This window comes from Nonomuraea sp. NPDC049714 (assembly GCF_044465295.1).
GTDB lineage: Bacteria > Actinomycetota > Actinomycetes > Streptosporangiales > Streptosporangiaceae > Nonomuraea.
Window position 1 is genome coordinate 159,215 of sequence record NZ_JBITLM010000002.1, and the last position, 26,603, is coordinate 185,817.

At 71.2% G+C, this 26,603-nt stretch carries 26 protein-coding genes; 3 read left to right on the forward strand and 23 right to left on the reverse strand.

Annotation, left to right across the window (positions count from 1 at the left end; translation table 11 throughout):
• Positions 1 to 64: 64 nt before the first annotated feature.
• Positions 65 to 1,129 (reverse strand): NAD(P)/FAD-dependent oxidoreductase, encoded by a 1,065-nt coding sequence (locus tag ACIBQX_RS07620; protein WP_397001768.1) that lies wholly within the window; start codon positions 1,127 to 1,129, stop codon positions 65 to 67.
• Positions 1,130 to 1,222: 93 nt separating this feature from the next.
• Between ACIBQX_RS07620 and ACIBQX_RS07625 the strand changes: the two genes are divergently transcribed.
• Both ACIBQX_RS07625 and ACIBQX_RS07630 read left to right on the forward strand, forming a co-directional pair.
• A complete protein-coding gene (locus ACIBQX_RS07625) occupies positions 1,223 to 1,816 on the forward strand; it encodes a helix-turn-helix domain-containing protein (protein ID WP_397001770.1) in 594 nt (197 codons plus the stop codon).
• A gap of 106 nt (positions 1,817 to 1,922) precedes the next feature.
• On the forward strand, positions 1,923 to 2,819 hold the full coding sequence (locus tag ACIBQX_RS07630; RefSeq protein ID WP_397001772.1) for a class I SAM-dependent methyltransferase: 897 nt from the start codon (positions 1,923 to 1,925) through the stop codon (positions 2,817 to 2,819).
• A gap of 79 nt (positions 2,820 to 2,898) precedes the next feature.
• On the opposite strand, the gene ACIBQX_RS07635 is transcribed toward ACIBQX_RS07630, so the two are convergent.
• From ACIBQX_RS07635 to ACIBQX_RS07670, 8 genes are all read right to left on the reverse strand, one after another.
• Complete coding sequence (locus tag ACIBQX_RS07635; RefSeq protein ID WP_397001774.1) at positions 2,899 to 4,752, reverse strand: hypothetical protein; 1,854 nt, start codon at positions 4,750 to 4,752, stop codon at positions 2,899 to 2,901.
• A 2-nt stretch (positions 4,753 to 4,754) separates the two neighbouring features.
• On the reverse strand, positions 4,755 to 5,585 hold the full coding sequence (locus ACIBQX_RS07640) for a carbohydrate ABC transporter permease (protein ID WP_397001776.1): 831 nt from the start codon (positions 5,583 to 5,585) through the stop codon (positions 4,755 to 4,757).
• Positions 5,575 to 6,516, reverse strand: coding sequence for a carbohydrate ABC transporter permease (locus ACIBQX_RS07645; protein ID WP_397001778.1), 942 nt, complete (start codon positions 6,514 to 6,516; stop codon positions 5,575 to 5,577). The genes ACIBQX_RS07640 and ACIBQX_RS07645 overlap by 11 nt, the downstream gene beginning before the upstream one ends.
• 1 nt (position 6,517) lies before the next feature.
• A complete protein-coding gene (locus ACIBQX_RS07650) occupies positions 6,518 to 7,777 on the reverse strand; it encodes an ABC transporter substrate-binding protein (RefSeq protein ID WP_397001780.1) in 1,260 nt (419 codons plus the stop codon).
• A gap of 13 nt (positions 7,778 to 7,790) precedes the next feature.
• On the reverse strand, positions 7,791 to 9,395 hold the full coding sequence (locus ACIBQX_RS07655; RefSeq protein WP_397001782.1) for an FAD-dependent oxidoreductase: 1,605 nt from the start codon (positions 9,393 to 9,395) through the stop codon (positions 7,791 to 7,793).
• Between the two features lie 16 nt (positions 9,396 to 9,411).
• The gene (locus ACIBQX_RS07660; protein WP_397001784.1) at positions 9,412 to 10,434 is read right to left on the reverse strand and encodes a LacI family DNA-binding transcriptional regulator; all 1,023 of its coding nucleotides are present in this window, start codon (positions 10,432 to 10,434) and stop codon (positions 9,412 to 9,414) included.
• Between the two features lie 151 nt (positions 10,435 to 10,585).
• Positions 10,586 to 11,380, reverse strand: coding sequence for an HAD family hydrolase (locus tag ACIBQX_RS07665; protein WP_397001786.1), 795 nt, complete (start codon positions 11,378 to 11,380; stop codon positions 10,586 to 10,588).
• A 65-nt stretch (positions 11,381 to 11,445) separates the two neighbouring features.
• Positions 11,446 to 11,922, reverse strand: a complete 477-nt coding sequence (locus ACIBQX_RS07670) for a DUF6968 family protein (protein WP_397001788.1) — start codon at positions 11,920 to 11,922, stop codon at positions 11,446 to 11,448.
• Positions 11,923 to 12,080: 158 nt separating this feature from the next.
• Here ACIBQX_RS07670 and pyrF point away from each other — a divergent pair, with 158 nt between their 5' ends.
• Complete coding sequence (pyrF, locus tag ACIBQX_RS07675; RefSeq protein ID WP_397001790.1) at positions 12,081 to 12,887, forward strand: orotidine-5'-phosphate decarboxylase; 807 nt, start codon at positions 12,081 to 12,083, stop codon at positions 12,885 to 12,887.
• A 97-nt stretch (positions 12,888 to 12,984) separates the two neighbouring features.
• On the opposite strand, the gene ACIBQX_RS07680 is transcribed toward pyrF, so the two are convergent.
• The 14 genes from ACIBQX_RS07680 to ACIBQX_RS07745 all read right to left on the reverse strand — a co-directional run bounded on the left by ACIBQX_RS07680 (position 12,985) and on the right by ACIBQX_RS07745 (position 26,589).
• Complete coding sequence (locus tag ACIBQX_RS07680) at positions 12,985 to 13,398, reverse strand: hypothetical protein (protein ID WP_397001792.1); 414 nt, start codon at positions 13,396 to 13,398, stop codon at positions 12,985 to 12,987.
• Positions 13,399 to 13,574: 176 nt separating this feature from the next.
• On the reverse strand, positions 13,575 to 13,775 hold the full coding sequence (locus ACIBQX_RS07685; RefSeq protein WP_397001794.1) for a hypothetical protein: 201 nt from the start codon (positions 13,773 to 13,775) through the stop codon (positions 13,575 to 13,577).
• Positions 13,776 to 13,929: 154 nt separating this feature from the next.
• Positions 13,930 to 14,778 carry a CU044_5270 family protein gene (locus ACIBQX_RS07690; protein WP_397001796.1) on the reverse strand — a complete coding sequence of 283 codons (849 nt, stop codon included), beginning with the start codon at positions 14,776 to 14,778 and terminating at the stop codon, positions 13,930 to 13,932.
• A complete protein-coding gene (locus ACIBQX_RS07695) occupies positions 14,771 to 15,343 on the reverse strand; it encodes an RNA polymerase sigma factor (protein ID WP_397001798.1) in 573 nt (190 codons plus the stop codon). The genes ACIBQX_RS07690 and ACIBQX_RS07695 overlap by 8 nt, the downstream gene beginning before the upstream one ends.
• A 294-nt stretch (positions 15,344 to 15,637) precedes the next feature.
• The gene (gene rbsK, locus ACIBQX_RS07700; RefSeq protein WP_397001800.1) at positions 15,638 to 16,522 is read right to left on the reverse strand and encodes a ribokinase; all 885 of its coding nucleotides are present in this window, start codon (positions 16,520 to 16,522) and stop codon (positions 15,638 to 15,640) included.
• Entirely contained in the window at positions 16,519 to 17,847 is a 1,329-nt protein-coding gene (locus ACIBQX_RS07705; protein ID WP_397001802.1) for an ADP-ribosylglycohydrolase family protein, read from the reverse strand. The genes rbsK and ACIBQX_RS07705 overlap by 4 nt, the downstream gene beginning before the upstream one ends.
• 2 nt (positions 17,848 to 17,849) lie before the next feature.
• Entirely contained in the window at positions 17,850 to 18,989 is a 1,140-nt protein-coding gene (locus ACIBQX_RS07710) for an ADP-ribosylglycohydrolase family protein (RefSeq protein WP_397001804.1), read from the reverse strand.
• The gene (locus ACIBQX_RS07715) at positions 18,986 to 19,954 is read right to left on the reverse strand and encodes an ADP-ribosylglycohydrolase family protein (RefSeq protein WP_397001806.1); all 969 of its coding nucleotides are present in this window, start codon (positions 19,952 to 19,954) and stop codon (positions 18,986 to 18,988) included. Before ACIBQX_RS07715 ends, ACIBQX_RS07710 begins: the two co-directional genes overlap by 4 nt.
• Before the next feature lie 72 nt (positions 19,955 to 20,026).
• A complete protein-coding gene (locus ACIBQX_RS07720; protein WP_397001808.1) occupies positions 20,027 to 21,043 on the reverse strand; it encodes an ADP-ribosylglycohydrolase family protein in 1,017 nt (338 codons plus the stop codon).
• Entirely contained in the window at positions 21,040 to 22,347 is a 1,308-nt protein-coding gene (locus ACIBQX_RS07725; protein WP_397001810.1) for an ABC transporter substrate-binding protein, read from the reverse strand. The genes ACIBQX_RS07720 and ACIBQX_RS07725 overlap by 4 nt, the downstream gene beginning before the upstream one ends.
• A 9-nt stretch (positions 22,348 to 22,356) precedes the next feature.
• On the reverse strand, positions 22,357 to 23,175 hold the full coding sequence (locus ACIBQX_RS07730; protein WP_397001812.1) for a carbohydrate ABC transporter permease: 819 nt from the start codon (positions 23,173 to 23,175) through the stop codon (positions 22,357 to 22,359).
• Positions 23,172 to 24,092 (reverse strand): carbohydrate ABC transporter permease, encoded by a 921-nt coding sequence (locus ACIBQX_RS07735; protein WP_397001814.1) that lies wholly within the window; start codon positions 24,090 to 24,092, stop codon positions 23,172 to 23,174. The genes ACIBQX_RS07730 and ACIBQX_RS07735 overlap by 4 nt, the downstream gene beginning before the upstream one ends.
• Positions 24,089 to 25,105 carry a LacI family DNA-binding transcriptional regulator gene (locus ACIBQX_RS07740; RefSeq protein ID WP_397001816.1) on the reverse strand — a complete coding sequence of 339 codons (1,017 nt, stop codon included), beginning with the start codon at positions 25,103 to 25,105 and terminating at the stop codon, positions 24,089 to 24,091. Before ACIBQX_RS07740 ends, ACIBQX_RS07735 begins: the two co-directional genes overlap by 4 nt.
• 254 nt (positions 25,106 to 25,359) lie before the next feature.
• Positions 25,360 to 26,589 (reverse strand): MFS transporter, encoded by a 1,230-nt coding sequence (locus ACIBQX_RS07745; RefSeq protein WP_397001818.1) that lies wholly within the window; start codon positions 26,587 to 26,589, stop codon positions 25,360 to 25,362.
• Positions 26,590 to 26,603: the final 14 nt, after the last annotated feature.

The following is a 26,603-nucleotide window of genomic DNA, read 5'->3' on the forward strand; positions in this document are numbered from 1 at the left end:
CCCCCGCATCCGAACTCGACGGCCACCCTGTCGTCCGCCACCGGGCGGCGTTCTCGACGCCGGTCTAGGCGGCGTTCTTGGAGCCAGTCCGGGCGGCGTTCTTGGGGCCGGTTTGGGCGGCGTTCTCGACGCCGATTTGGGCGGTGGTGAGGGCCGCGTCGGTGTCGGCGGTGGCCAGGATGGCGTTGATGTGGGAGCCGGCCAGAGCGCCCGCCGCGGCGGAGGCGCCCACCTGGGCGGTCAGGTCGGTGGCGTTGCCGGCGACCCACACGCCCGGCACTTCGGTGGTGCCGGCCATGCCGGAGGCGAAGCGGCGGCCCATGTCGCCGGGCAGGTCCTCCATCGGCAGCTTCAGGCCGTGCAGGCCCTCGGTGCGGGCCCGCATCCGCGTGGCGACCGCGAGGACGCGGCGGGCCACGACCGTGCCATCGGTCAGGCGCACGCCCGCGATGCCGCCGTCCTCGTTCGTCATGACCTCCCGCACCGGGGTGTCGACGATGGGGATGTCGCGGGCGGCGAAGCGTGCTCGGGTGTCGTCGTCGAGTTCGGTGCCGTGGGTGAAGTAGACGAGATCGTCGGTCAGCTGGCGGAACAGCAGCGCGTGGTGGATCGAGGTGGAGCCGGTGGCGAGGACGCCGATCGGTTCGTCGCGTACCTCCCAGCCGTGGCAGTACGGGCAGTGCACCACGCCGTGCCCCCAGTGCGAGGCGAGGCCCGGCACGTCCGGCAGCACGTCCCGCAGGCCGGTGGCCACCAGCACGCGGCGCGCCGTCACCGTGCCGCCGTCGGCCAGAGTGACCGTGAACCGCAGGTCACCGTCGGGGGCCGGAGCGGCCGGCTCGGCAGAGGTCACCTCTCCGAGGACGACCCGGCCGCCGTACTGGCGCACCTGCTCCCGGCCCCGCTCCAGCAGCTCGGTGGGCGGCGTACCGTCCAGCATGATGAAGCCGTGCATGGCGTCGGCAGGCGCGTTGCGGGGCGACCCGCTGTCGATCACGATGACCGAACGGCGGGAGCGCGCCAGCATCAAGGCACCGTTCAAACCCGCGGCGCCGCCGCCGATCACCACGACGTCCACGGTCTCACCGGGCAGTGTGTCGCTCTCGTACACGGAAGTCCGCACAGACATGTCGCGCCCTTTCGTCGTGCGTGGCCCGACCTTTCGGGCCCTTCTACGCACGACGTTAAACTCGCCTTGCATGAAGAGCATATGATGTTGCCTATGACGCAAGAAATTGGAGACGTGGACAGCCTCGTACGCAAACGCATCCGTGCCCTGCGGGTCGCACAGGGCTGGTCCCTGGAAGAACTGGCCGCCCGCGCCAACCTCAGCCAGTCCTCGCTGAGCCGCATCGAGAACGGCCAGCGCCGCCTCGCCCTGGATCAGCTCGTCATCCTCGCCCGCGCCCTGGACACCACCCTCGACCAGCTCGTCGAGACCGCCACCGACGACGTCGTCACCAGCCCGACGATCGACGGCGCCCACGGCTCGATGCGCTGGCCCGTCAAGGGCCATCCCGGCATGATCGTCGTGCGCCAGCGCATGACCCAGCCGCCGCCCGACAACCCCGCCCGCATGCGTGCCCACGCCGGCCGGGAATGGCTGGTCGTGCTCTCCGGCACCGCGATTCTCATGCTGGGCCACCGGCGCTTCCGGCTCGAGACCAACCAGGCCGCCGAGTTCCCCACCATGATGCCCCACGACATCGGCGCCGAAGGCGGACCGTGCGAAATTCTGGGCATCTTCGACCGCGATGCCCGCCGCGGACACCAGCGCGACGACGGCGACTCTGACAGCCCGGCCAACCGCGAATGACGGCGACGCGGGTGCGTCTTGCGCGTCGGGCAGTGCCACACGCCGGCATCTTGCGCATTCCGGGAGCCATCGTGCCTGATGAGCAAACCGGCCTTACGGTGACGGCATGACGAACGCACACCCGCACACCCATCACCATGGCGCGCAGCACGACCACCACCAGCACGACCACCAGCATGACCACCACCAGCAGGACGACGCGGGCCAGGCGGAGATCCTCGACCTGGACGCGGAGGTCCTCGGCGAGCACATCGCGTCCATCACCGCATGGCTGCCCCTGAAAACCAGCCCACGCCACATCGTGGACCTGGGCTCCGGGACCGGAGCGGGCACCTTCGCCCTCCTCGACCGCTTCCCCGAGGCGCACGTCACGGCCGTCGACGCCTCGCCCGGACACCTGCAGCGGCTGCGGAAGAAGGCGTGCGCCCAGGATGCGGATGACCGCGTGCGCACCGTGCAGGCCGACCTCGACGCCGCCGACTGGCCCGACCTCGGCATGCCGGACCTGGTCTGGGCCTCGGCCTCGATGCATCACCTGGCCGACCCCGACCGCGCGCTGCGCGCCATCCATGACATGCTCGCGCCCGGCGGCCTGTTGGCCGTCGTCGAGCTGGCCGACTTCCCCCGCTTCCTGCCCGAGAACGCCCCGGAGGACCGGCCCGGCCTGGAAGACCGCTGCCACGCCGCGACCGCGCATCTCCACGCCGAGCACATGCCCCACCGTGGCGCCGACTGGGGCCCGATGCTGATCGCCGCCGGGTTCGCCCTCGAAGGCAAGCGCACCATCGCCGTGAACGTCCAAGGTGCCCGCAACGAGGCCATCGGCCGCTACGCGCTCAGCGGCCTGCAACGCATCCGCGGTGCCGCCGCGCACGCCCTTGCCGCCGCGGACCTCGCCGCGCTCGACCGGCTGCTCGACACGGACAGTCCCCACAGCATCCTGCGCCGCGACGACCTCTCCGTACGCACCGAACGCACCGTCTGGGCGGCACGCCTCAGCTGATCTCCACGCCGGTTGCCTGTTCGGGCGACAGCGGACGTGGCCTCGGTAGGACGCGACGCGCGTCCTACCGAGGACCGGGTCACAGGGAGATCGTCAGGTCGAAGGTGCCCTGGTGGGGGACGCGGAGGGCGTGGAAGCGGCGTTCGCCCAGGTAGCGGACCGAGCCGGCGGCGACCGTGGCGGGGGTGGCGGTGCCCCAGCGGAAGCGGATCGTCGTCCGGCCGCGCCGCAGGTCGAGGCCGTCGGCCGTGGCGGTGACGGAGCCGCCGTGCTGGGCGCGGGTGCCGTCGGTGAAGATGAGCTCGTCCGTCGGGAGCAGGATGAGCGGGATCTGCTCGAACGCCGGCGCGTTCGCCCGGACGGTGCGGCGCAGCGTCTGCCGGGTGACGTGCACGTCGGTGGTGACGGAGTCGTTGCCGTAGCGGATGCCGAAGGCGCCGCGGCTCTGGCCGCCGGTCCACTCCTGGCCGCCGGGCGCGCCGTGGAAGTAGGTGGCGGGAAGGTGGCCGTTGGAGTCGGGCCGCTGGCCGGGGAAGACCGTGGACCAGCAGGCGTGGTTGTTGTCGTTGAGCGCCTGGATGATGGTGCCCGCCTCGGGGTGCCAGAGGAAGGTCAGGCCGGTGCGGGTCTGGGAGTCGGCGCGGGCGCCGAAGTAGCCGCCCAGGTACAGGCCGGGCTTGCGGACGAACAGGAAGTCCTGGCCGTCGTCCTGGCGCAGCTCGACGAAGTCGTGGTCGCGCAGGTAGGGCAGCTGGGCGATGGCGGCGGCGCGCTGGCGGCGGGTGGGGAACCCCTCGCCGTACAGGCCGTGGGAGAGGATGCGCGGGGAGGTGTCCTGCTTGGCGAGCGGCCCCACCGGCTCGGCGGAGGCGGCCCAGGCGGCGCGGGCGTCGGCGAGGTCCTCCCGGGCGGTCATGAACGCGGCGAGCTGCGGCACGTGGCCGGTGAAGACCCAGTTGAGCGCCGTCCGGTCCGGGTCGGGCCGGACCTCGGCGTAGAAGCGGGAGCTGGTGCGCGTGGAGGTGGCGACGTTGGTCATGTAGCCGGAGCCGTCGGGCTCGCGCAGCAGGTTGTAGCCGAGCCAGTCGGTGTACTTGGCGGCCATGTCGACCAGGACCGGGTCGCGGGTCTGGTGGTAGGCGTCGGCCAGCTCGGGGAGCATGACCTCGAAGTTGTAGTTCAGGTCGGCGCCGCGCTGCTCGTAGAAGAACCCGGCGGGGCTCTGGCCGGTGGCGGCGATCCGGGCGAAGGCCTCGGTCAGTCTGGTGCGCGCCGCGGGGTCGCGGTCGAGGTTGAGCGCGAGCGCGGCGCCGGCCAGCCCGGAGGCCGTCTGGTTGGCGTACCCCAGCCGCGGCTGCCAGACGGTCGGGTTGTCCGCGTCGAGGAACCAGGTCATGGCGGTGCGCAGGGCCGTGGTCAGCTGGGCCCGTCGCTCGGGCAGCGCACCCGACTGGCGCAGCAGCTGGAGGGTCTTGCTGAGGTAGCCGAGGCCGAAGCCGGTGGCGGCCAGGTGGTGCTCCTGCCGGTGGTACTCCGGGAACGATCCATCGGCGTGCTGCAGCGACAGGTAGTGCCCGAGCCCGGCGTCGAGGGCGGCGAGCAGCGCGGGGTCGCCCGCGTACGGGTTCCAGGGGCGGGCGTTGGCGTGGAACCAGGCCAGCGTGAAGACGTGCTCCTGCACGCGGGCGTTGTACGGCGCTGCGGGGTTGCGCCACCAGCCGCCGGCGAAGAAGCCGCTGTCGTCCATGTCATTGACCATGGGCGCGAGGGTCGCCAGGTAGGGCGCGAAGCGCTGCTCGGCGGGCGTGAACAGGCGGCGGTCGGGCGCTCCCGCAGGTAAGGGGGCGAGGTCGGGCACGGAGGAGGCCCAGGCGGTGCCGGGCAGGGCCGCCGACAGGACGGCGGCGCCGAGGAGGGTGCGGCGAGTGAGCATGGTCAGCCTTTCAGACCGGTGTGCGCGAGACCCTCGATGAACTGCCGCTGGGCCAGCACGAACACCACCAGGATGGGCAGTGCCGTCATCGTGGCGGCCGCGAGCTGCACGTTCCACATGGGTCCGCCATAGGCGTCGACGAACTGGGTGAGCGCCTGCGGGAGGGTGAAGTTGGCAGGGGTGGACAGGTAGACGATGGGTTCGAGGTAGAGGTTCCAGGAGTGCAGGAAGGTGAAGATGGCGACCGCGCCGAGCGCGGGACGGGCCAGCGGCAGCGCGACCCGGTAGAAGGTGCCGAACCTGCCGAGCCCGTCGACGCGGGCGGCCTCCTCCAGCTCGCCGGGCAGGGTGATGAAGAACTGCCGCATGATGAAGGTGGCCAGCACGCTGGGCGCGCCGAAGATCGGCACCAGGATGAGCGGCCAGTGGGTGTCGCTCATCCCGAAGTCGTGGAACATCTGGAACAGCGGGACGATCGTGACCTCGCTGGGGATCAGCAGGCCGACGAGCACGACCACGAACAGCACGTTCTGCCCGGGGAAGCGGATGCGGGCGAAGGCATACCCGGCCATCGCGGCCACCGCCATGGTGCCCACGGTGACCACGGCCGCGATGTAGAGGCTGTTCCAGTACTGCTGGGCGAACGGCTGCAGCTCGAAGACCCGGCTGTAGGACGTCAGGTCCCACCGGTCGGGCACCAGCGAGGGCGGGAAGGCGAAGATTTCGTTGATCGGCTTGACCGACGAGGTGACCATCCACCAGGTCGGGAAGACGAACGGCACACACAGGACGCACAGCAGGCCGTACAGCGAGAGTTTGACCCTACGACTCATGGAAGACCCACTTCCGGCGCATCCGCCACTGCACGAGCGTGAGCGCCGCGACGATCAGGAACAGCAGGACCGACAGCGTGGCGCCGTAGCCGAAGTGCCTGAACTGGAAGGCCTGCTGGTAGAGGTAGTAGACGAGGACCGTGGTGGACATCCCGGGGCCGCCCTGGGTGAGGACCGCGATCTGGGCGAACACCTGCAGCGAGCCGACCACGGTGATGATCGAGGTGAGCAGGACGGTGGGGCTGATCAGCGGCATGGTGATGCGCAGGAAGCGCACCCAGGCGTTCGCGCCGTCGAGCTCGGCGGCCTCGTAGAGCTGGCGGGGCACGCCCTGCAGCGCGGCCAGGAACAGCACCATGTTGAGGCCGACGTTCTTGATCACCTGGACCACGACGACCGAGAGCAGGGCGGTGGCGTCGCCGCGCAGCCAGTTGGGGCCGTCGACGCCGACCGCGCCGAGCAGGCCGTTGATGCCGCCGTCGCCCTGCAGCAGGAACTGCCAGACGATGGTCCAGGCGACCAGCGACACCAGCACCGGGGAGAAGAACAGGGTGCGGAAGAAGGTGGTGCCGGCCAGTTTCTGGTTGAGCAGGATCGCCAGGAGCAGGGCCAGCGCCAGGTTGAGCACGACCAGGCCGATGGAGAACAGGGTGGTGCTGGTCAGCACCTCGCCCATGTTCGGGTCGGCGAGCAGTTTGGCGTAGTTCTCGCCGCCGACGAAGTCGAACGTCCCGGCCAGGACGTTCCACTCCTGAAGGCTGTACCAGCCGACGAGGGCCAGCGGCAGCAGCACGAACAGCACGCTGCCGGCCAGCTGCGGAGAGATGAGCAGGTATCCGACCAGAGCGTCACGGCGCGGGATGGTCCAGAAGGGGGCGCGCCGGGTGGCCGTACGGTCCGCCACCCGGTCGCGGATCTCCGTTGCCGCCACGTCACGCACCGAGCATGGGCTGGATCTTCGCGCACACGCCGTCCAGCACCGTCTTGACGTCGGCGTCCGCCGTCCACAGCGGGTCGAGCGAGGCCCTGATGGTCTGCGCCAGCTCGGCCTGTCCGGTGTGGCTGGGCTTGACGACGCCGTTCTCGATGCCGTCGATCACGACCTTCTGCAGCTGGTCGGGCTTGAGCAGCGGGTTCGTCTTGGCCATGGTGTCGGCGGTGAGCTGGGAGCTGCGCGCCGGCGGGAAGTAGGCGGCGAGTTTGGCGGAGTTGGCGGGGTTGGTGAAGAAGGCGAGGAAGTCGGTGGCCAGTTCGGCGTTGGGCGACTTCTTCAGCACGCCGATCCCGGCCTGCCCGATCACCGCGTACTCACCCTTGGGCCCGGCGGGCAGCGGCACGAGGTCCCACTCGAAGGTGCCCTCCTTGAGCATGGCGGCCCTGGAGATCTGCGCGATCACCATGGCGGAGTCGCCCGCGAAGAAGTCGGCGACGGTGCCGGGGCCCGGCATGGCCTTGTCCTTGAAGATCGACGTGTGCAGGAAGGTCATCGCCTCGACCATCTCGGGGCTGTTGAACCGGCAGCTCTTGCCGTCGTCGCTGTAGGCCTTGGCGCCCCAGCCGCCCCAGATGGTGGCCAGGTTGTCCCAGCCCTTGTAGTCGAAGTCGAGGATGGTCAGGCCCTGCTTGCCGTCCTTGGCGACGGCGGCGTTGACGTCGTTGACGTGCTCCCAGTCCCACTGGCCGGCCTTGATGAGCTCCTGGGGGGACTTCTGCTTGGCGGCCTTGACCAGGTCGGTGTTGACGAACACGCCGAACGGCGAGGTGGAGAACGGGTAGGCGTACAGCTCACCGTCCTGCTGCCACAGCTTGGTGGCCGAGGGGACGAGCTCCGCGGCGTTCTCGATCTTGCTGTTCAGGGGGGCGAGCGCGCCGGAGCCGACGAAGTCGGGGGCGGAGCTCTCCAGGATCCAGGCCAGGTCGGGGGCCTTGCCGCCGGCGATCTGGGTGGTGATCGTGGTGGTGTAGTTCTCGAACGGGATCGTGTCGAAGGTGATCGCGCCGACGTTGGGGTGAGCCTTGCGATACTCGTCGGCGATCTCGTTGAACAGCTTCAGGTGGGCCTCGTTGGAGGTCCAGATCGTCATGCGGAGCGGCTGCGGCCCCTGCGCCACAGGGGTCTCGCCGCCGCCGCACGCGGTGACCGCGAGCAGCGCGGTCAGCGAGACGGCCGCCAGCTTCCCGATTGCGTTCATGATGAGTTCTCCTTCAGTAACCGGTGACGTCGGGCCAGCGCAGTTCGACGCCGTCACGGGTGAGCCGGTGCTGGTAGTCGGCCAGGAGCCGCTCGCTCTCGCGTACGGCGTGCGGAGTCGTGGCGTGGTCGAGGCAGAACGCGGCCAGCGCGCCCGCGGCCTCGCCGACGTTCCACTCCACCGGGTGCAGGCGGTAGGCGCCGTTGGTGATGTGGGTGGTGCCGATGTTCTTGGAGGCGGGCAGCAGGTTGGCCATCCGCCGCGGGATCAGCGCGCCGAGCGGGATCTCGAACGGCGAGCTGGCCACGTCGATGTAGTTGTCGCCGCCGGTGGACGGGTGCAAATCGATGCGGTACATGCCGATGCCGACCGAGTCGGCGTAGGAGACGGCGCCCTTGTCACCGCGCACCGCCACGGACACGTCCTGCTCGGTGACGGTCGTCAGGGCGCGGATGCGGCGGGACTCCCGGATGTAGGGCGCCTGGGCGAGGCCGTCGGCGCTGCCGGTGACGTCGCCGCGCAGCCGCAGGCCGGGGTGGCCGGTGCCGCCGTCGGTGCGCGGGGCCTCGGTCTGCAGCCAGTAGAGCACCGACATCGACAGCTCCCGGGCCGCCGCCAGGTGCCGGCCGGCGTCGGGCACGTCGATGACGGGCCCCTCCAGATAGTCGATCATCGGCCAGTTGACCAGCGTGATGTCGCTGTCGTAGGCCCCGGGCACGAAGTTGTCGCGGGCGGCGATCCGGCGGAAGGTCCACAGGTTGGCGTCGCCCGGGTTGACCCGCTGGTCGGCCTCCACCAGGCGGGGGTCGTCGCCGGGATTGGGGGTGAAGGAACGCTCCACGATCTCCAGCGTCCGCGGGCTCGGGCAGCGCCACGACAGCAGCTTGTCGCCCCAGAACGGCGGCTGGTAGGCGCGCCAGAAGTCGTAGGAGTCCGGCTTGTCGATGGTGTGGTCGCCGTCGACGTGGTCGAGCGCGAAGCACACCGAGACGGCCTGCATGTTAAGCGGCTGCGCCTCGGCGGGCGCACTCGGCTCATTCGTCTCGGCCTGCGACTCGAACCCGGTCACGTACTCGGTCCCGGTCAGCGGCAGCAGCTCGCCGGTCTCGGTGGCGTCCAGCACGTACGCGCCCAGCGCCGTGACGTCCTCGCCGCCGTCGCGGTGCGCGAGCCGCACCGCGGTCACCCGGTCGCCGTCCACCTGCGCCTCGACCGGCCGGTACGGCTGCAGCACGCGCAGCCGGCCGGAGCCCCGGTACGGCGCGAGCATCGCCTCGATGACCGAGACGGCGACCCTGGGCTCGTGGCAGAGCCGGCTGACGTGGCCGGCGCCGGGGTTCAGCTCCTGCCAGGCGCGGGCCCGCTCGGTGAGCGGGTAGTGGTCGCGGTAGTAACGGCGGATGCCCTCCCGCAGCGCCCGGTAGCTCGCGGTCACGCCGAACCGCTCCACCCAGGTGTGCTCGTCCGGCGGCACGGCCTGGCTGGTGAGCTGGCCGCCCAGCCAGTCGTACTCCTCGGTGAGGATCACCGAGCGGCCGGCCCGCAGCAGGGCCAGCGCGGCGGCGACGCCGCCCAGCCCGCCGCCGACGACGACCGCGTCTGCCGATATCTCAACCACGTGGGGGTTACCTCTCTCAGTTCTGTACGGGGGCGTTCTGCACGGGTGCCAGGGTCGAGCCTTCGACCAGCTCGCACGGCAGCATTTCCTGGGGGGCTCCGCCGCTCTCCAGCACCTGGGTCAGCAGCTCGACGGCTCTGCGTCCCATCTCGCGCCGGGGGATGCGGAAGCCGGTGAAGTCGATGTCGGTGTGCACCGGCGTGGAGTGCGCGCCGAGCACCAGGATCGACAGGTCGCGCGGCACGTCCAGCCCGCGCTCGCGGGCCGCCCGCACGATCGCGACCGCGTCGGCGAGCTCTTCGACGAGTACGGCGGTCGCGCCGGCGTCGAAGAGCCCGTCGGCCGAGGTCAGATGCAGGCCCTCGGCCCCGACCGCCGCCACGGCCTCGGTGAAGCCGTCGAACCGGTCGGTGAAGGACTCCGCGCCGGTGCCCACGCCCACGTAGGCCAGGCGCCGGTGGCCGAGCGCCGCCGCCCGCTCGACGAGCGCGCGGACCGCCGGCGGGTAGTCGGCGCCGACGTAGGGCACCGGCCCGCCGGCGTCGTCGCGACGGCCCACGGACACGAACGGGATCCGCTCGGTCAGCAGCCTGGCCAGGTCGTCCCGGTCGACGGCACGGCCGAGCAGCACGCAGCCGTCGGCCAGCCGGATCCGGCTCTCCGCGCTGAATATCCGCCGCTGCTCCCCCTCCACGACCTTGGCGCTGGTGAACAGCAGCAGGTCGCAGCCCGCCTCCTCGGCGCACTCCTCGATGCCGACGAGGAAGGGGTGGTAGAAGTCGGCGCTCTCGGCGGGGAAGACCGCCTCGTAAGTGAAGACGCCGAGGATGCGGTTGCGCCGGTCGGCCAGCCGCCTGGCGACCGGGTCGGCGACGTAGCCGGTCTCCCTGATCACCTGCAGCACGCGGTCACGGGTCTCCTGGGAGATCCTGACCTCGCCGTCGGCCCGGCCGTTGAGCACCAGCGACACCGTCGTCTGGCTCACTCCGGCCATCCGCGCGATGTCCTGCTGCGTGAGGCGCCGACCTGAAACAGTCACAGTCCGTATCATCCCGTCTAGGTGGTAATGCGCATTAGCCCGACATTCTGCGACCACCTCGACGGGACGGTCAAGGGCTAATAGCGGTGATAATCCGTATTAGTACGGAAAAATCATGACTCTGGTCACGGACACGTAACGTCACCAGCGGTCAGGCGAAGATGTGCTCCAGCGCCGCGGCCACGCCGTCCTCGTCGTTGGAGAGGGTCCGGCGCTCCACCGCCGCCAGCACGAGCGGGTGCGCGTTGGCCATGGCGTAGCCCGCGCCCGCGAAGGCGAGCATCGCCAGGTCGTTGGGCATGTCCCCGAACGCCACCACCCGCTCCGGCGGCACGCCCATCCCCTCGCACAGGCCCGCCAGCGTGCCCGCCTTGGTCACCTGCGAGGCGCTGACCTCCAGCAGTCCCCGCACGCCCGAGTGCGTCACCTCGGCCTGCCCGTCGATGGCGGCCACCGCGGCGGTGAACATGTCGTCCAGCGGATGGGTGTCCGACCAGACGAGCAGCTTGACGATGGGCTCCCCTTCCGCGCACACGTCCGGCACCGGGCGCCAGTAGGCCAGATCGGTGTGGATGTGCCTGCCGTACCCCGGCTGGAACAGCACGCCCCGGCCCGTCTCCGCCGCGAAACTCACCCCCGGCAGCGCCTCGGTGAGGGTGGCGATGATCGTCACGGCCGCCGCCGGGGCGATCGGGGACATGGTGACGATCTCGTCGGCGGTGACGTCGTACACGATCGCGCCGTTGCTGCAGACCGCCTTGCCCAGCTCACCCGTCTGCCGGGCGATCGGTTGGAGGCTGCGGGGCGGGCGGGCGGTGACGAACACGATCTCGGCCCCGGCCCGGCGCGCCAGGCGCAACGCCCGACGGGTCCGCTCGGAGACCGACCCGTCGGAGCGCAGAAGGGTGCCGTCCAGGTCCGTGGCCACGATACGAGGAGAAGTCACGCCCCCGATTATCGGGCCCACGGCTCGCCCGCCTCCCGCCGCCGTCAGGATGGGACGCGAGTCCGTCAGATGCGCATCTCCGACGGCAGCAGGGTGTGGGCGGTGGTCAGCTCCATGCCGAGCAGTTCGCCGGAATCCGCGTAGTCGAGCACGACCTGGTCGGCCACCACCTGGCGCACCGCATCACCTGGCACGATTTCATGCTTCATCGCGATATAGGCGATGTCCTGACCCTTGTCCCAGTTCACGTACACGATCTGCGGGCGGCTGCCCATCGGCTCCTCGTCCCAGTTCAGCAGGCCCTCCTTGGCCTCGTGCGAGCCGGTGAGCGCGGCGCGCATGGTCGCCAGCGCGAGCTCCACCGCCTGCAGAGAGTCGACCCCGGTCACCTTCCGCTCGTGCTCCCAGCCGGCGAGCCCGTCGATCCGATACGGGCACGACCACTCGCCCGACGGCTCCTCGTACGGCAGCCCGATCGTGACGACCACCTCCCCCGCCGGGTCGGTGCACAACGTGAGCGTCCGCCGCGCGATCTCGTACATGCCTGCTGCCTACCCGAAAGACCACACTCTTATGAACTCTGGCTGATATGCCCGAGATGCCGGATCCTTGGTGAGGTGGGAGCCCCATATATCAGCCGCCAAACCCCATACATGTGGCTTCTACGCACTAGTCTGCCTAGGTCGTGAGGGGGCCCAAGGTGAACGAATCATTCGGGACACGGTTGCGGGCGAGGCTCGACAAGCACGGACCGCTCTGCGTCGGGATCGACCCGAGCCCGGAGCTGCTGCACGCGTGGGGACTCGACGACTCCCCCGCCGGCCTCGACCGGTTCAGCCGGACGGTGGTCGACGCGGTGAGCGACCTGGTGGGAGTCGTGAAACCGCAGTCGGCCTTCTACGAGCGCTGGGGCAGCCGGGGCATCGCCGTGCTGGAGCAGACGATCGCCGACCTGCGGGACGCGGGCACGCTCGTCCTGCTGGACGTCAAACGCGGCGACATCGGCAGCACCATGACCGCCTACGCCGAGGCCTACCTCGACCGGGGCAGCCCGCTGGCCGCCGACGCGGTGACGCTCAGCCCCTACCTGGGCTTCGGCAGCCTGCGGGGCGCCATCACCTCGGCCCTCGCCAGCGACGCGGGCGTCTTCGTGCTCGCCCGCACCTCCAACCCCGAGGCCACCGCCCTGCAGAGCGCGGTGGTGGGCGAGGTCTACGAGGGCGTGCGGGCGGCCAACGAGGGCGCCTCACCGCTGGGCTCGATCGGCGTCGTGGTCGGCGCGACCGTACGCGACCCTGGCTACCCGCTCGACCACCTCAACGGCCCGGTGCTGGCGCCGGGGCTGGGCGCCCAGGGCGCCTCCCCCGCCGACGTCGGCCGCCTGTTCGCGTCCGTACGCCATGCGGTCGTGCCGTCGGTGTCCCGCGCTGTCCTTGAGGACCCGGCCAAGCTGCGCATGCGAACGGAACGCTACCGGGACGAATGCGTCCACCATCTCTCATCGTGAAATTACATGGACCAGCCCGATCTCACCCAACTCAGCCGATCACGCGGCTCGGTGTATCGAGCTCTCCGCCCTGGATAGACGCGACCCGGTCGTGGTGTCACTGAAGGCCCTGGATGACGCCGCCGTAGATCGGCGTCGAGACATTGGCGCGGGTCGGGTTGCCCCCCACCATCTGGGCGACGAACTCGGCCAGGCTCGGGCGTGGGTCGGCGCTCAGCAGCTTGTCGCCGAGCTCGACGTACTCGATGGTCTTGGCCAGCGAACTGGCGTCGTTGACGGCGTCGGCCTTGCGGTGAGACGCGACGACGACCTGAGGGTTGCGGCTCTGGACCTCCTCCAGGGTGGCGATCCAGCCCTTGCGGGTCTCGGGGGTGCTCTCCATCAGGGCGGCGTGCACGTCGTTGTAGGCGATGTCGCCGACGATGACGGCGGACAGCTCGGGCACCCAGGCGTAGGAGGACTCGCTCATGTCGGACTGGCCGGCCGAGACGCCGACATCACCAGCCAGCACAGCTCAGCTCGCCTGGCCAATGAGATCAACCAGGCCCGAACCCGGCTGCAGCCCTGGGCGACCACCACATACGTACGCCATCTGGATGAAACCCTGCGTTCCTGCGGCTTCGCTTCGGCGGGGCCAGCGGCAAAGGCCTGAGCCGGCGGAAGAACTCCGGACGACGATCATGACGGCTAGGCCGTCGGGCCGGCGTCGGGGCGGGTCACCTCGTCCTCTTCGTTCTCCTCATCCCTCTCGGCGTCGGCCTCGTCCGCGGCCTCCGGCGGGTCGGCGGGGATGGGACGGCGGCCCTTCTCCGTAGTGGCGCCGGACCGCTCAGCCACCACGTCGCTCTCCCCGCCCAGGCCTTGGGTCGCCTCCGGTTTGTCACTCATACCCGGCCTCTGCCCACTCGGCCCCGGCTGAAGCCCCGTCCTTCGTGAGCATTCATCCAGCGGTGCGGAGGCCGTCGCTCGCTACCACCGGGTCCGTCGCTGTTCCGTGGAAGGACCCGGGGGTGGCGGCTGACGAGCGCTTGCCTGGAAGTCCCTATCGGGGAGGCTGGTTCGTCCAGCCGGTGGTCACCTTGATGAATCTCGTGCTCAACGACACGCTTCCGTCGTTTCCGGAGAGATAGTTGGTGCTCGTCACTCGAGCGGTCTCGGGATCGACGACCAGCTTGATCTCCCACCCGGTGTCAGGGTAGGGGAACCGCAGTTCCTGCCCGCCTTCGACGGCGCCCGTGCTCTCGACTCCCGGTGTCGTGGCGAGTGCCCGGAAGGCTGCGGAACGAACCTCCGGCGGCGTCGGCAGCTCCGAGATCAGCGTGATGAGGGAGAAGAGAGGGTCGCCTCGCCGCTCAGATGCGGTCATGGCGCTGTCACGCCCCTGAAGCGCGGTGAGCCGCGCTTTCAACGCCCCGGGATCTGCCGGCAGCCTTTCCAGGTCCTCGATACTCACCTCGGCACCTTTGAGCATGAGCCGGTCCGGGTCTGGTACGACGACGCCGGGAGGGTCGCCCGCCTCGCCCTTGGACCAGCGCCGGCCGTCGCGCGCGGTCCAGCTCTCCTCACGCGGCATGTCCACGTCCCGCATCTCACGTGTGACGTGCCAATAGGTCCCGGAGCCTTGGGGCGTGCGTTCCGCGCTGACAGCGGCCATGAGCAGGACCTCCCTGCCTGAGGTGGGTGCGCCGGCGGAGGTGATCACGCCCGAGACGAGCACGGCGACGACCGCCGCGGCGGCGGTGGCCAGGGTGAGCGCGGGCAGCCGCCACCCGATCCGCCGCCGCGCGCGGCCTCGCATCCTGTCCTGGAGCCGGCCTCTGCTGCGCGTGACCGCCTCAGCGGGCGGCTCGGGCTTGGTCAGCAGAATGGCGAGTGCCTTCAAGTCATCCATGGGTGGTCTCCTGGTCGATGAGAGCGTGGATTTTCGCGCGCGCTCGGCTGAGCCTGGAGCCCACCGTGCCGACGGCGATGCCGAGCGCCTCGGCCACTTCGTCGTAGCTGAGCTGACCCAGGGCCACGAGCAGCAGGACATCGCGCTCGCCGCCGGACAACGCGGCGAGCGCCTTGGCCAGGTGGGGCTGCATGCGCTCCGCGGCGACGGAGGCGACGACCCGGTTCTCGTGGCCTTCTACGACGGGTTCCGGGCCGAGCCGGGACAGCGCCCTGTAGTGGCGGGTCTCCTTGCGCCGGTGCCTGGCGATCAGATTGGTGGCGAAGCCGAACAGCCAGGGCCGCAGTCCCCCGCGCTCCGGGTCGAACCGATCGCGCTGGTCGAAGGCCAGCAGGAACGTCTCGGCCGTGATGTCCTCGGCGATCTGTGTGTCCAGGCGGCCGGCCACGTACAGGTAGATGTCGCGGAAGTAGCGGTCGTGCACGACGGTGAACAGGTCGGGGTCCCGCTGGTACTGGACGACGAGTTCGGCGTCGGTCGCCTTTCCGTCCGCTTCGGCGATCAAATTCTTTTCTCCGTCATCGGCCTGCCTTATGTGTGGTGGACGGTCACTCATCCTTCGCCGCAAGCCGGAATCGTCTTCCCGCGAGCTTCGAGGCGGCCGCACCGCCCCCACAACAGGTCGTCCAGGCCCGATCGCCCGCCGACACGGCGCCGGGGTGATTCAGGTTCGATGCCGCGACCGAACCGCTGGAAGCCGACATCGACCCGAGTGCGCCGGGCATGAGTCCGTGCCGTCACCCGGGACCACGACCGGGCCGAAGGCCGTCGAGCCGGCTGCGCTCTACCGGCTCGTGCCTCAGGTGAGGGACGCCTCGATCTCCACACGGGTGGGCATCGACGTGCTGGCTCCCGCGCGCTGCACCGACAGCGCCGCCGCCGCGGACGCGAACCGGAGCGCCTCCTCGGCGTCGCGGCCCTCGGATTGCGCGACCGCGAACGCCCCGGCGAAGGTGTCGCCGGCGGCCGTGGTGTCGACCGCCTGGACCTTCACCGCAGGCACCCGGATCCGCTCCCCCGAGCTCGACCCGTACAACGCCCCCTCCGACCCGAGGGTGATGACGGCCTCGTCGACCCGCCGCAGCAGCGCGTCCATGGCCGCCTCGGGGGTGGCCGTGCCGGTGATACCGGTGGCCTCGTGCTCGTTGGGGATCAGCAGCGTGACCGCGTCCAGCAGGCCGTTCGGTAGCGGCTGCGCGGGCGCGGGGGTGAGGATGACGGGCACCCCCGCCTCCCGCGCCGCCCTGGCAGCGGCGATGACCGCGTCCATCGGCAGTTCGAGCTGCAGCAGCAGCGCCTGCGACGCGGCGATGAGGGCGCGATCGTTGCCCGTGGGACCGCTGACCGTGCCGTTCGCGCCGGGGACCACGATGATCGAGTTGGCGCCCGAGTCGTCCACCACGATGTGCGCGATGCCGCTCACACCCGGCACCCGCCGCAGCAGGCTGATGTTCACGCCGGCGGCGGCGAGGGTGTCGCGCAGTTCGGCGCCGAAGGCGTCTTCGCCCACCGCGCCGATGAACGCCACCGCGGCGCCGGCTCTGGCGGCGGCGATGGCCTGGTTGGCGCCCTTTCCGCCGGGAATCGTACGGAACTCGCGCCCGGTGACCGTCTCACCCCGCTGAGGCGCCTTGGCGACGTAGGCCACCAGGTCCATGTTCGCGCTGCCGAAGACCGTGATCACGGATGCATCATCTCCTGGGTTCGGCGTGCCAGCTCCTCCAGCCCGATGCCGTCGAAGCCGGTCAGGCTGCTGGCGAGGCTGTCACGCATGGTCCACTGCCCGGGGACGCCGCCGTTCAGCGCCCCGACGACGGAGCCGACCGTCGCGCCGGCCGAGTCGGTGTCCCAGCCGGCGGCGACCGCGCCGGCGATGGAGGCGGTGAAGTCGCCGCGGCCGTGGATCAGCGCGGCGGCGATCAGGGCCGCGTTGTTGATCGTGTGCACCCAGTGCAGGCCGCCATGGCGTTCGTGCAGCAGGTCGAGGACCCGTTCGAAGTCCGGCTCGCGGGCCGCGTCCTCGGCCGCCTGCCGTACGGCCGCATGCAGGCGGGAGCGCGGCGGCACCACCGACAGTCCGGCCGCCACCACCTCCTCCACGGAGGTGGCGACCAGCGCGGTGGCGCACATGGCGGCGACGAACATCGCCCCGTAGACGCCGTTGGCGGTGTGGGTGAGCCGGGCGTCACGCCAGGCGTACTCGGCGGCGGTGCCCGGATCGCCAGGGTTGATCCATCCGTACACGTCCGCCCTGATCAGCGCGCCGATCCACTCCCTGAACGGGTTGCGGTAGGTGGCCGTCTCCGGCGGCTCGACGCCGGCCAGCAGGTTGCGGTAGGCGACCCGCTCGGCGGTGAACGTGCGCCCGGCGGGCAGTTCGTCCAGCCAGAGCTTCGCCACGTCGTCGGTGGTGAAGCCGCGGCCGTGCCGCTCCAGCACGGACAGGGCGAGCAGCGCGTAGTTGAGGTCGTCGTCCTCGGGGATGCCGTCGATGTTCTCGGCCAGCGAGTTGACGGCGCTGCGGCGGTTCCACGGCCAGCGCTCGGCGACCTCGTCCGGCAGCCCTTCGGCGGTGAACCAGCCGCGGATCGGCCAGTTGCCGGTGGCCTCGGCGAGCTCCCTGATGCCTTCTCGCGGCAGCTTCTCGACGGGCTTGCCCAGCACGCAGCCGGCCGAGCGGCCGAGCCAGCCGCCCAGCACGCGGTCACGGGAGGCGACGTGGCCGGGCCGTGGCTGCGGCCAGCCAGGGCAGGCGGCGATGATGGCGATCAGGTCCGTCGGCTCGTCCAGCGGCGAGTCGATCGCGTCCAGCTCGTCCAGGAGCCGCTCGGCCAGCGGCCGGAGCTTCTGCGCGCCGGGCTCGGAGGCGCCGGCGCGGGGCGGGGCGTCGTGGCCGCCCTCGGCGTGCCACCGCTCGGCGATCTGGCCGGCGTCTCTGCCGTCCTCGGCGGCCTGGCGGAGCTCGTGCCCCACCAGGTCCTCAGGCTGCACCCAGGTGAGCCGGATCATCTTCAGGTCTCCAGAAGGTCGGTGAACGCGGCTTCGTGCGCCCGGCGGCGGGCCACGTCGCCGGCGTGCACCCGGCGCGCCACCGCGGCGATCGTCCGGCCCGGCGTGAGCAGGTCGGTGCGGCTGGCCGTGCCCACCTGCTCGACCCACTCCCCCGGCACCGCGGCGAGGCCGCCGAGCGCGCCGGCGATGGCGCCACCCATCGAGGCTATCGAATCGGCGTCCCGGCCGTAGTTGACGCCGCCCAGCACGGTGTCACGGAAGTCCCCCTTGGCGATCACCAGGAAGGCCAGCGCCAGCGGCAGCTCCTCGATGCTGTGCGTACGGCTCGGGCGGCGGGCGCCGAGCCCCTGGTCGCGGTAGGTGTCGGCGACCGTGTCGTAGGGCCGCACGGCGGCGCGCAGCGCGGCGAACGAGCCGTCCCAGTGGCCCAGGTCGCGGGCCGCCTCGCAGACGGACTCGATGGCCGCCCTGGTGCCGTCCCTGGCGAGCCGGAGGCAGGCCGCCACCACGGAGTCGGCGGTGGCGCCCGGCCGCATGGCCTCGGCCACGGCCGCCGCCATCACGCCCGCCGCCTCCCGGCCGTAGCTGGACTGGTGGGCGCCGGTCAGGTCGATGGCCTCGGCGTAGGCGGCGTCGGGGTCGGCGGCGTTGACGATGCCGACCGGGGCGACGTACATGGCCGCGCCGCAGTTGACGATGTTGCCGACACCCGCCTCGCGGGGGTCGACGTGCCCGTAGTGCAGGCGGGCGACGATCCACTTCTCCGCCAGGAAGATCCGCTGCAGCGGCAGCGCCTCGGCCTCCAGCTCCGGGATCCACTGCCGCTTGCCCATCAGCTCGGGCACCAGGTGCTCGGCCACGGAGTAGGCGTCGAGGTGGCCGCCCGCCTTCTCGTAGACGCGGATCAGCGCGTGCGTCATCAACGTGTCGTCGGTGATGTGGCCGTCGCCCTTGTGGTACGGCGCGATGGGGCGGGCGTTGCGCCAGTCCTCGTTGAACGGCGGGACGATGCCCTCCACCTGCCCGCCGTAGCGTTCGACGATCTGTTCGGGGGTCCAGCCCTCGGTGGCGCCGCCCAGCGCGTCACCGACCGCCGCCCCCGCCACGCAGCCGATCGCCCTGTCCTCAAGCGGCGTCATGAAAGTCCCTCCGTCAGGTCCATGAGATCCAAGCCTGCCAGTTCGGGCAGACAGCAGCCGGCGAGTGTGCCCGCCGCCGTTCGCCACCCCTCCGGGATGGCACCGTACCCGCCGCACGCGCCGGTGAGCGCGCCGGTGAGCGCGGGCGCGGAGTCGGCCAGCGCGGCCAGGCAGGCGGCGGCGGGTACGGCCCGGGTGAGCGACCCCTGCGCCACCTCGGCCAGCGCCAGCGCCACGGGCACCGTCTGCGCGGCGCCCACCCCGTAGCTGTAGACGTGGTCGAGCAGGGCCGCGTCGAGCGCGGGCACCGCGCCGAACGGGTCGCCCGCCTCGCGGGCGACCTTCAGCGCCAGCCGCGCGTTGTGCCCGATGGCGGTGTCTTCGGGCAGTACCGCCAGCGCCGCGCCGACCATCCGGGCCGGTGAGCCCGTCGCCACGACCTCGGCCACGGCCGCCGCGACGGCCAGCGCGCCGAGCACGCCGTCGCCGGAGTTGGTCACCTCGGCGTCCTCTCGCGGATCCCTGCCGAGCGCGCCGAAGGCGACGGCCCTGATGGCGGCGGCGTCGTCGAAGTGGTGCGGGTTGTCGTGCCCGCTGGCGGGCGGTTCGAGGCCGCCGGCCAGGTTGTCCAGGGCGGTCGCCACGGAGACGCGCGCCCTGATGTCCGTCCGCCCCGCCAGGCTCCTGAACGCCTCGGCCCTCGGGCGGTCGATGCCGAGCACCGTCCAGGCCAGCCATTCGGCGTCGTCGGACGGGCCGACTGCCAGCGGCGCGACCGGCTGGTTGAGCGCGAACGGCACCGGCAGCGTGGTCACCCGATGCTCCTCGGCGAACCCGTCCAGCTCGCGGTGCAGCCGCCTGCTCCATGGCGCGTGCAGCGCCGCTCGGTGCCTGCTCGCGGGCCAGCCCGCGGCGTCACCCACGGCGAGCCCGACGAAGGCTCCCGTGATCCTGTCCCCCGACATGATGTCTACAGTCCTTCCGCCGGTTCGCCGGCGCGATCCGGTCTCATCATCGACCCGCCACTGTCCGGTCCGTCATCGGCGGGCGCCGTCCAGGGTCGCCGCCAGCTCGTCGGCGACGTCGAGCACATGCCGTCCCGCGACGGCGGGCAGGCACTTGCCGGTCACCGGCCCGATGCGCGCCGCCCACCGCTCGGGCACGCCTCGCTCGCCCTGCCCGGCTCCGGCGACCGCGCCGGCGATGGCGCCGATGGTGTCGGCGTCCCTGCCCAGGCTCACCCCGAACGTCACCGACGCCTCCACCTCGCCCCCACCGGCCAGGTAGGCGGCCAGCGCCAGCGCCACGGCCTCGGGGGCCAGGTCCGTCCAGGGGTAGTGCCTGACGACGACGGCCTCGTGCAGCGCCTCGACGAGCCCCGAAGCCACGGCCCCGCCGCCAGCCCCGCCGCCGATGGCATCGCCGATCACGTCGCGGATTCGTACGATATTTCGGGCAGTCCAGGAGTCGGCGGGCACCACCGCCAGCGCGGCCTCGACCACGTCCGGCGGTGGCGCGCCCGCCATGGCGGCGGCCACGGCCCCCGCGATGGCGCGGCCGCCGAGTATGCCCTCCCCTGACTGGCTGACCCGGCCGTCCTCCTCCACCAGCCGGGCCGCCTCGCCGGGATCGCCGGGACAGAAGATGCCGTACGGCGCGGCCCGCATCGCCAGCCCGTCGGACCAGCCGTGCTGGTGCACCAGGCCGGTCAGCGGCGGCTCCAGCCCCCGCCGCAGCGCCTGGATCGTGCCAAGTTCGGAGAAACCGGCGCCGCGCATCGGCCCGTTCACCGACGGGATGATCCGCTCCCGGTAGGCGGCGGCCACCAGTTCCGAGGTCAGTCCGTGTCCGTGCGCCACCAGCAGGGAGGCGGCGAAGATGGCGTACTCGGTGTCGTCCGTGCCGCCGCCCTCGATCTCGGTGAGCCGCCCCCACCTGCTGCGGATCTGCTCCGGCGAGAGGTTCTCGGCGGGCGCCCCGAGGGCGTCGCCGGCCGCGAGGCCGAGCAGACACCCCCGTGCCCTGTCCTGATGAGCATTGTCGGTATACGTCACCGCTGGTACCGCTCCAGCACCTCGTTGCCGTCCTCGACGAGCTTCTTGGCCACCTCGTCGATGCTGATCTTGTTGGCGAAGTACTCCTGCAGCGCGGGCGTCGCCACCTTGGACTTCCACTCGTCGAACCCGTTCACCTTGAGGAACGGCGCGACGACGAGGTTCTTGGCGGAGGCGGTGGCCACGTCCCAGCCGTCCTCCTCGGTGGTGATCGCCGGGTCGGCGGCGGCCTGCTGCGAGGTCGGCAGCAGCCAGTCACCCTTGGCGAGCTTGGCCTGGTTCGGGCCGTTCAGGAAGAAGGAGATGAACTTCAGCGCCTCGTCCGGGTGCTCGCTGTCAGCGGCGACCGACAGCGTCTGGGAGACGGCGCCCTGCTCGGAGGTGGTGCCCTTGAGCGGCGGCAGCGTCACCCACGCGAAGTCGTCGGGGGCCTGCTCGGCCACCTGCTGGCGCAGGTAGACGCCGACGGGCAGCATCGCGTACTTGTCGGCGAAGAAGCCGGGCAGCGGGTCCGCGGTGCCCATGCCGAGCGCCGCGGTGTCGGCGGACTTGTCCTTGTAGAGCTGGTCGTGGATGCGCTGCAGGACCTCCTTCTCCTCGGGGCCGACCTTGACCGTGGTCTTGCCGTCGGCGCCGGTCTGGAAGAAGGTGCCGCCGAAGTTCAGCGCCAGGTTCAGCGTCTTGTTGACCGGCGACTTCATCGGCCAGGCCACGCCGTAGGTGTCGCCCTTGGTGAGCTTCTTGCTGATCGTGGCGAACTCGTCCCACGTCCACGGCTCCGCCGGGGTGGGCATGCGCACCTTGGCGGCGTCCAGCAGCTTCTTGTTGGCGATGATGACCTGCGACTCCTGCAGGAACGGCACGCCGTACACGCCCTGGTTCCCCTTGCCGTCGTCGAAGGTGACGGTGTCCCAGGAGCTCTGCGGGATGTCGCTCTTGAGCTCGGCCGGCAGCTTGTCGTTCAGCTCCAGCAGGTAGCCCTTGGAGGCGAAGCCGGACAACGCCGGGGAGTCGTCGTGGATGACGTCGGGCGCGTCGCCGCCCTCGAAGGAGGTGACGAGCTGGTCGTTGACGTTGTCCCAGCTGCCCTGGACGTAGGTGACCTGGATGTTCGGGTTGGCCTTGTTCCACTCGTCGACGAGCTGCTTGTTGGCCGCGACCGACTCCTTCTGCCAGGCGAGGCTGAGGAAGTCGAGCTTGACGGGCTGGTCAGGGGCGGAGGAGGACCCGCCGTCCCCGCCGCCGCCGCAACCGGCGGCCAGGGCGACGGCGACCGCCGCCGCCAACGCGGATGTGATACGCATGAGAGCCTCCTAGCCCTTCACAGCGCCGGCCATCAGGCCAGACCTCAGCCGTCGCTGGATGATTGCGAAAAAGATCAGGCTCGGGATCGTCGCCATCAGCGACGCCGCGGCCAGCGGGCCGAGCCTGGACACCCCCTCGGGGCCGGTGAACCTCACCAGCGTCAGCGGGAGCGTCATCACGTCGGGATCCTTGAGGACCACCAGTGCGAACAGGAACTCGTTCCAGGACGAGATGAACGAGAACAGCAGCGTCGCCACCACGCCGGGCGCGAGCAGCGGCGCCACCACGCTGATGACCGCTCGGAGACGGCCGGCGCCGTCCACCGCCGCAGCCTCCTCCAGCTCGCGCGGCACCGACCGCACGTACCCCTGGAGCATCCACAACGCGAACGGCAGCGTGAACGTCACATGCACGACCACGAGGCCGACCAGCGTGTTGGTCAGGTCGAGCTGCCGCAGCACCATGAAGAGCGGGATGATGATCAGAATGAACGGGAACACCTGGCTGACCAGCACCCAGCCGAGCGCGACCTGCTTGAGCGCGCCCCGGTAGCGGGCCAGGGCGTAGGAGGCCGGCAGCGCCACGGTGACCGTCAGCAGCGCGCTCGCCAGCGCCACCACCAGGCTCCGCGCACCCGCGCCGACCAGGTCCTGCTCGCCGAACGCGTCCGCGAAGTTGGTCAGCGTGGGCTCGGCCGGGATCCAGGCCGGATCGAGACTCGCCATCTCCTGCGGCGTCTTCAGCGACGTGGACAGCAGCCACACCAGCGGGAAGGCCAGGAACACCATGTACGCCAGCAGCGCGACGTACTGGGGGATCTTTCTCATGACGCCTCCCTCAGTTGCCGCCACAGATAGACGCCGAGCAGGGCGAGCACGACGATCACGATGCTGACGCCGAGGGCGGCGGCGTAGCCGAAGAAGCCGTACCGGAACGCCTCCTCGTAGGCGAACAGCATCGGCAGCCTCGTCTGGCCGCCGGGACCGCCCTGCGTGAGCACGTAGACCAGGCTGAACTGGTTGACGTTCCAGACGAAGTCGAGCGAGGTGATGGTGACGATGATGGGGCGCAGCTGCGGCAGTGTGATGCTCCAGAACCGGCGCCAGGTGCCCGCCCCGTCCATCTCGCCGGCCTCGTACAGCTCCTTGGGGATGGTCTGCAGGCCGGCCAGCAGCACGATCGTGGTCTGCGGCATGCCGCTCCACACGCCCATGACGATGACGGCGGGCAGCGCCCAGGTGAAGTCGGCGAGCCAGTTGATGTCGGTGCCGAGGGTGCTGTTCACGATGCCGGCGTCCGGGTGGTAGACCAGCCGCCACATCAGGCCGATGACCACGGGCGGCATCGCCCACGGCACCACGGTCAGCACCCGGGCGACCCCCCTGAGCCAGAGCTTCTGGTTCAGCAGCAGCGCCAGCCCGAGCGAGGCGAGGAACTGCAGCACGGTCACCGTCACGGCCCAGATCAGGCCGACCCGCATGGACGCCCAGAAGGTGTCGTCGGCGAGCAGGTCGCCGAAGTTCTCCAGGCCGACGAAGCTGGTGACGTGGTTCTTGCCGGACTCGGCGTCGGTGAACGCCAGCCCGATCCCGTACAGCAGCGGGCCCACGCTGAACAGCAGCACGGGCACGAGCGCGGGCAGCATGAGCACCCACATCTCGCGGTTGCGCCCGGCGCCGCCCGCGCCGCGCGCGCGTCGAGCGGGCGGCGTGGGCGGCGCCGGCTTGGTCGCCGTGGCCGTCACGTCCCGCCCTCCTCGCCGGTCGTGGAGGCGCGCACCACGAGGCGCGGCGGCACGGTCACCAGGCGGGGCTCGCGCTCGCCGTTCTGCAGGCGGTCGAGGAGCAGCTCGGCGGCGGCCTTGCCGCGCTCGGCGGAGCCCAGCGAGACGCTGGTGAGCGACGGCCAGGAGGCCGCCGCCAGGTCGGTGTCGTCCATGCCGACCACGGCCACGTCCTGCGGCACCCGCCTGCCCACCGCGCGCAGCACGTCCAGGGCACCGAGCGCGATCAGGTCGTTGGCGCACATCAGGGCGTCGAGGTCGGGCACCCGGTCGAGCAGCGCGGCCACGGCCCGGCCGCCTTCGGCGCGGTAGAAGTCGCCGATCTGGACGAGGTTCTCGTCGTAGGGCAGCCCGCAGGCTTCGAGCGCCTCGATGTAGGCGGCTCCGCGCGCGGCGCCGGGGACGGTGTCGGGCGGGCCGTTGACCATCCCGATCCTGCGGCGGCCGAGGGCGTGCAGGTGGTCGATCGCGAGCTTGACGCCGGTACGGGAGTCGGCGCGCACGTTGTCGACGCGCGTCCCCTCGGGCACCGAACCGATGATCACCACAGGCGCTCTGGCGGTGGCCAGCATCTGCAGGTGCTGGCCGGTGACCCGCAGCGGGCTCATGATCAGCCCGTCCACGTAGCGCTCGCCGAGGCTGTGCAGCACGTCGATCTCGTCGGCGACGACGGCGTCGGTGGAGTGCAGCACGATTCTGTAGCCGGCGGCCTTGAGCACGGGCTGGATCTGGCGCAACATGGCCAGGTAGGCCGGGTTTCCGACGTCGGCCATGGCGAAGGCGACCTGGTGGGTGCGCCGCGACTTGAGGGAGCGGGCGACGGCATTGCGCACATATCCGAGCTCCTCGGCGGCGGCCATCACCTTGCGCACGGTCTCCTGCCTGGTGGGCAGGCCGTTCAGCACCCGGGAGACCGAGGCGATGGAGACGCCGGCGCGCTCGGCGATCGTGGTGATCGTGGGTCCGTCGGCCAAGGCAGTCCTTCCAGGAACGTAAACGATTTCAGAGCAGACTCTGTAAACGTTTACGGTGTTTTGGGACATGAAACATTGAGCACCACGCCAGGGTCAAGTCACGATCACATAACACCAGGTCAACGGGGCCGCAGGGAGATCCCGACCCGGAATTCGGGCCAGGATCCGGCCCCCGCGCCCGCGGGTGACTCCGCCGGGATCCGGCCCGCGCCCGCGGGTCACTCCTGGTCGGGATCCGGCCCCGCGCCCGCGCTTCAGTCGCGGGCCGCTGCCGTCGCGGGTTCCAGCGGGGTGGCGACGCGGGCCAGGGCGCGGATGGCGGGAGCGCCGGTGAGGGCCACGACCGCGGCCAGCACGGCGGGCACGATCAGGGCGATGGGCAGCGACGACGCCTCCGCGACGTACCCCAGCACGGCGGGCCCGACCAGCAGGCCGCTGTAGCCGAACGCGGTCACCAGCGCCAGCGCGCGCCCGACCCGGCCGCCCGCGGCGCCGACGGCGCTGAAGATGACCGGCACCACGGTGGCGAGGCCGATCCCCGCCAGCGCCCAGCCGGTCCAGGCGCACACCACGGCCAGGGAGTCCGTCGCCGGCGCGGCCAGGACGAGAACGTACCCGCAGGTCGCCAGCAGCCCCGCCAACTGGATCGTGCGCACCGAGCCGAGCCGGGCCCGGATGGGGTCGCCGAGCAGCCGGATGGTGGTCATGGCGACCGCGAACACCGTGTAGGCCAGCGGCGCGAGCGCCGGGTCGGTGTCGAGCACCCAGCGGGCGTGCAGCGCGGCCCAGTCGATGGCGGCGCCCTCGGCCAGGTGACCGGCGAACGCGGCCCCGCCGAGCAACGCGATCAGCCCCCACCTGAGGGAGGTCGCGGATCGGCCCTGACCGGCGGGCGAGTCCGCCGAGGCGTGCTCGGGCGGGTCCGGCAGCAGCAGCCGGGCCGCCGGCAGGTACAGGAACGGCACCACCACGGCCGCCACCACCAGCAGCGTCTGGGCGTCCAGCCCGGCCTGCAGGACGAGCGCGGTCACCGCGCCGCCGGCCGCGCCGCCGAGGCTCCACGTGCCGTGGAAGGCCGAGATGATCGGCCGGGCGTAGCGGCGTTCGACCTCGACGGAGTGGGCGTTCATGGCGACCTCGGTCACGCCCAGCCCGAGCCCGAAGACGACGGCCAGCACGGTCAGCACGGGATAGTTCGGCGCGAGCGCGGGACCGAGCAGGACCACCGCCGAGAACGGCCCGGCGAACCAGCAGACGGCCCGGCTGGACCACCTGTCCACCAGCGGCCCGGCCGCCAGCATGGACACCAGCGCGCCGCCGGAGATGAGAAGCAGGACGGTGCCCAGTCTGGCCGGGCCGAGCTCCAGCCGGTCGTTCAGCGAGGGCAGCCCGGCCGCCCACAGGCCCATGACCAACCCGCACAGGAAGAAGAAGATGAACACGCCAAGTCGGGCACGTTGGGCATCGCCCCATTTTTTGCTCACGGCTAGAGCATAAT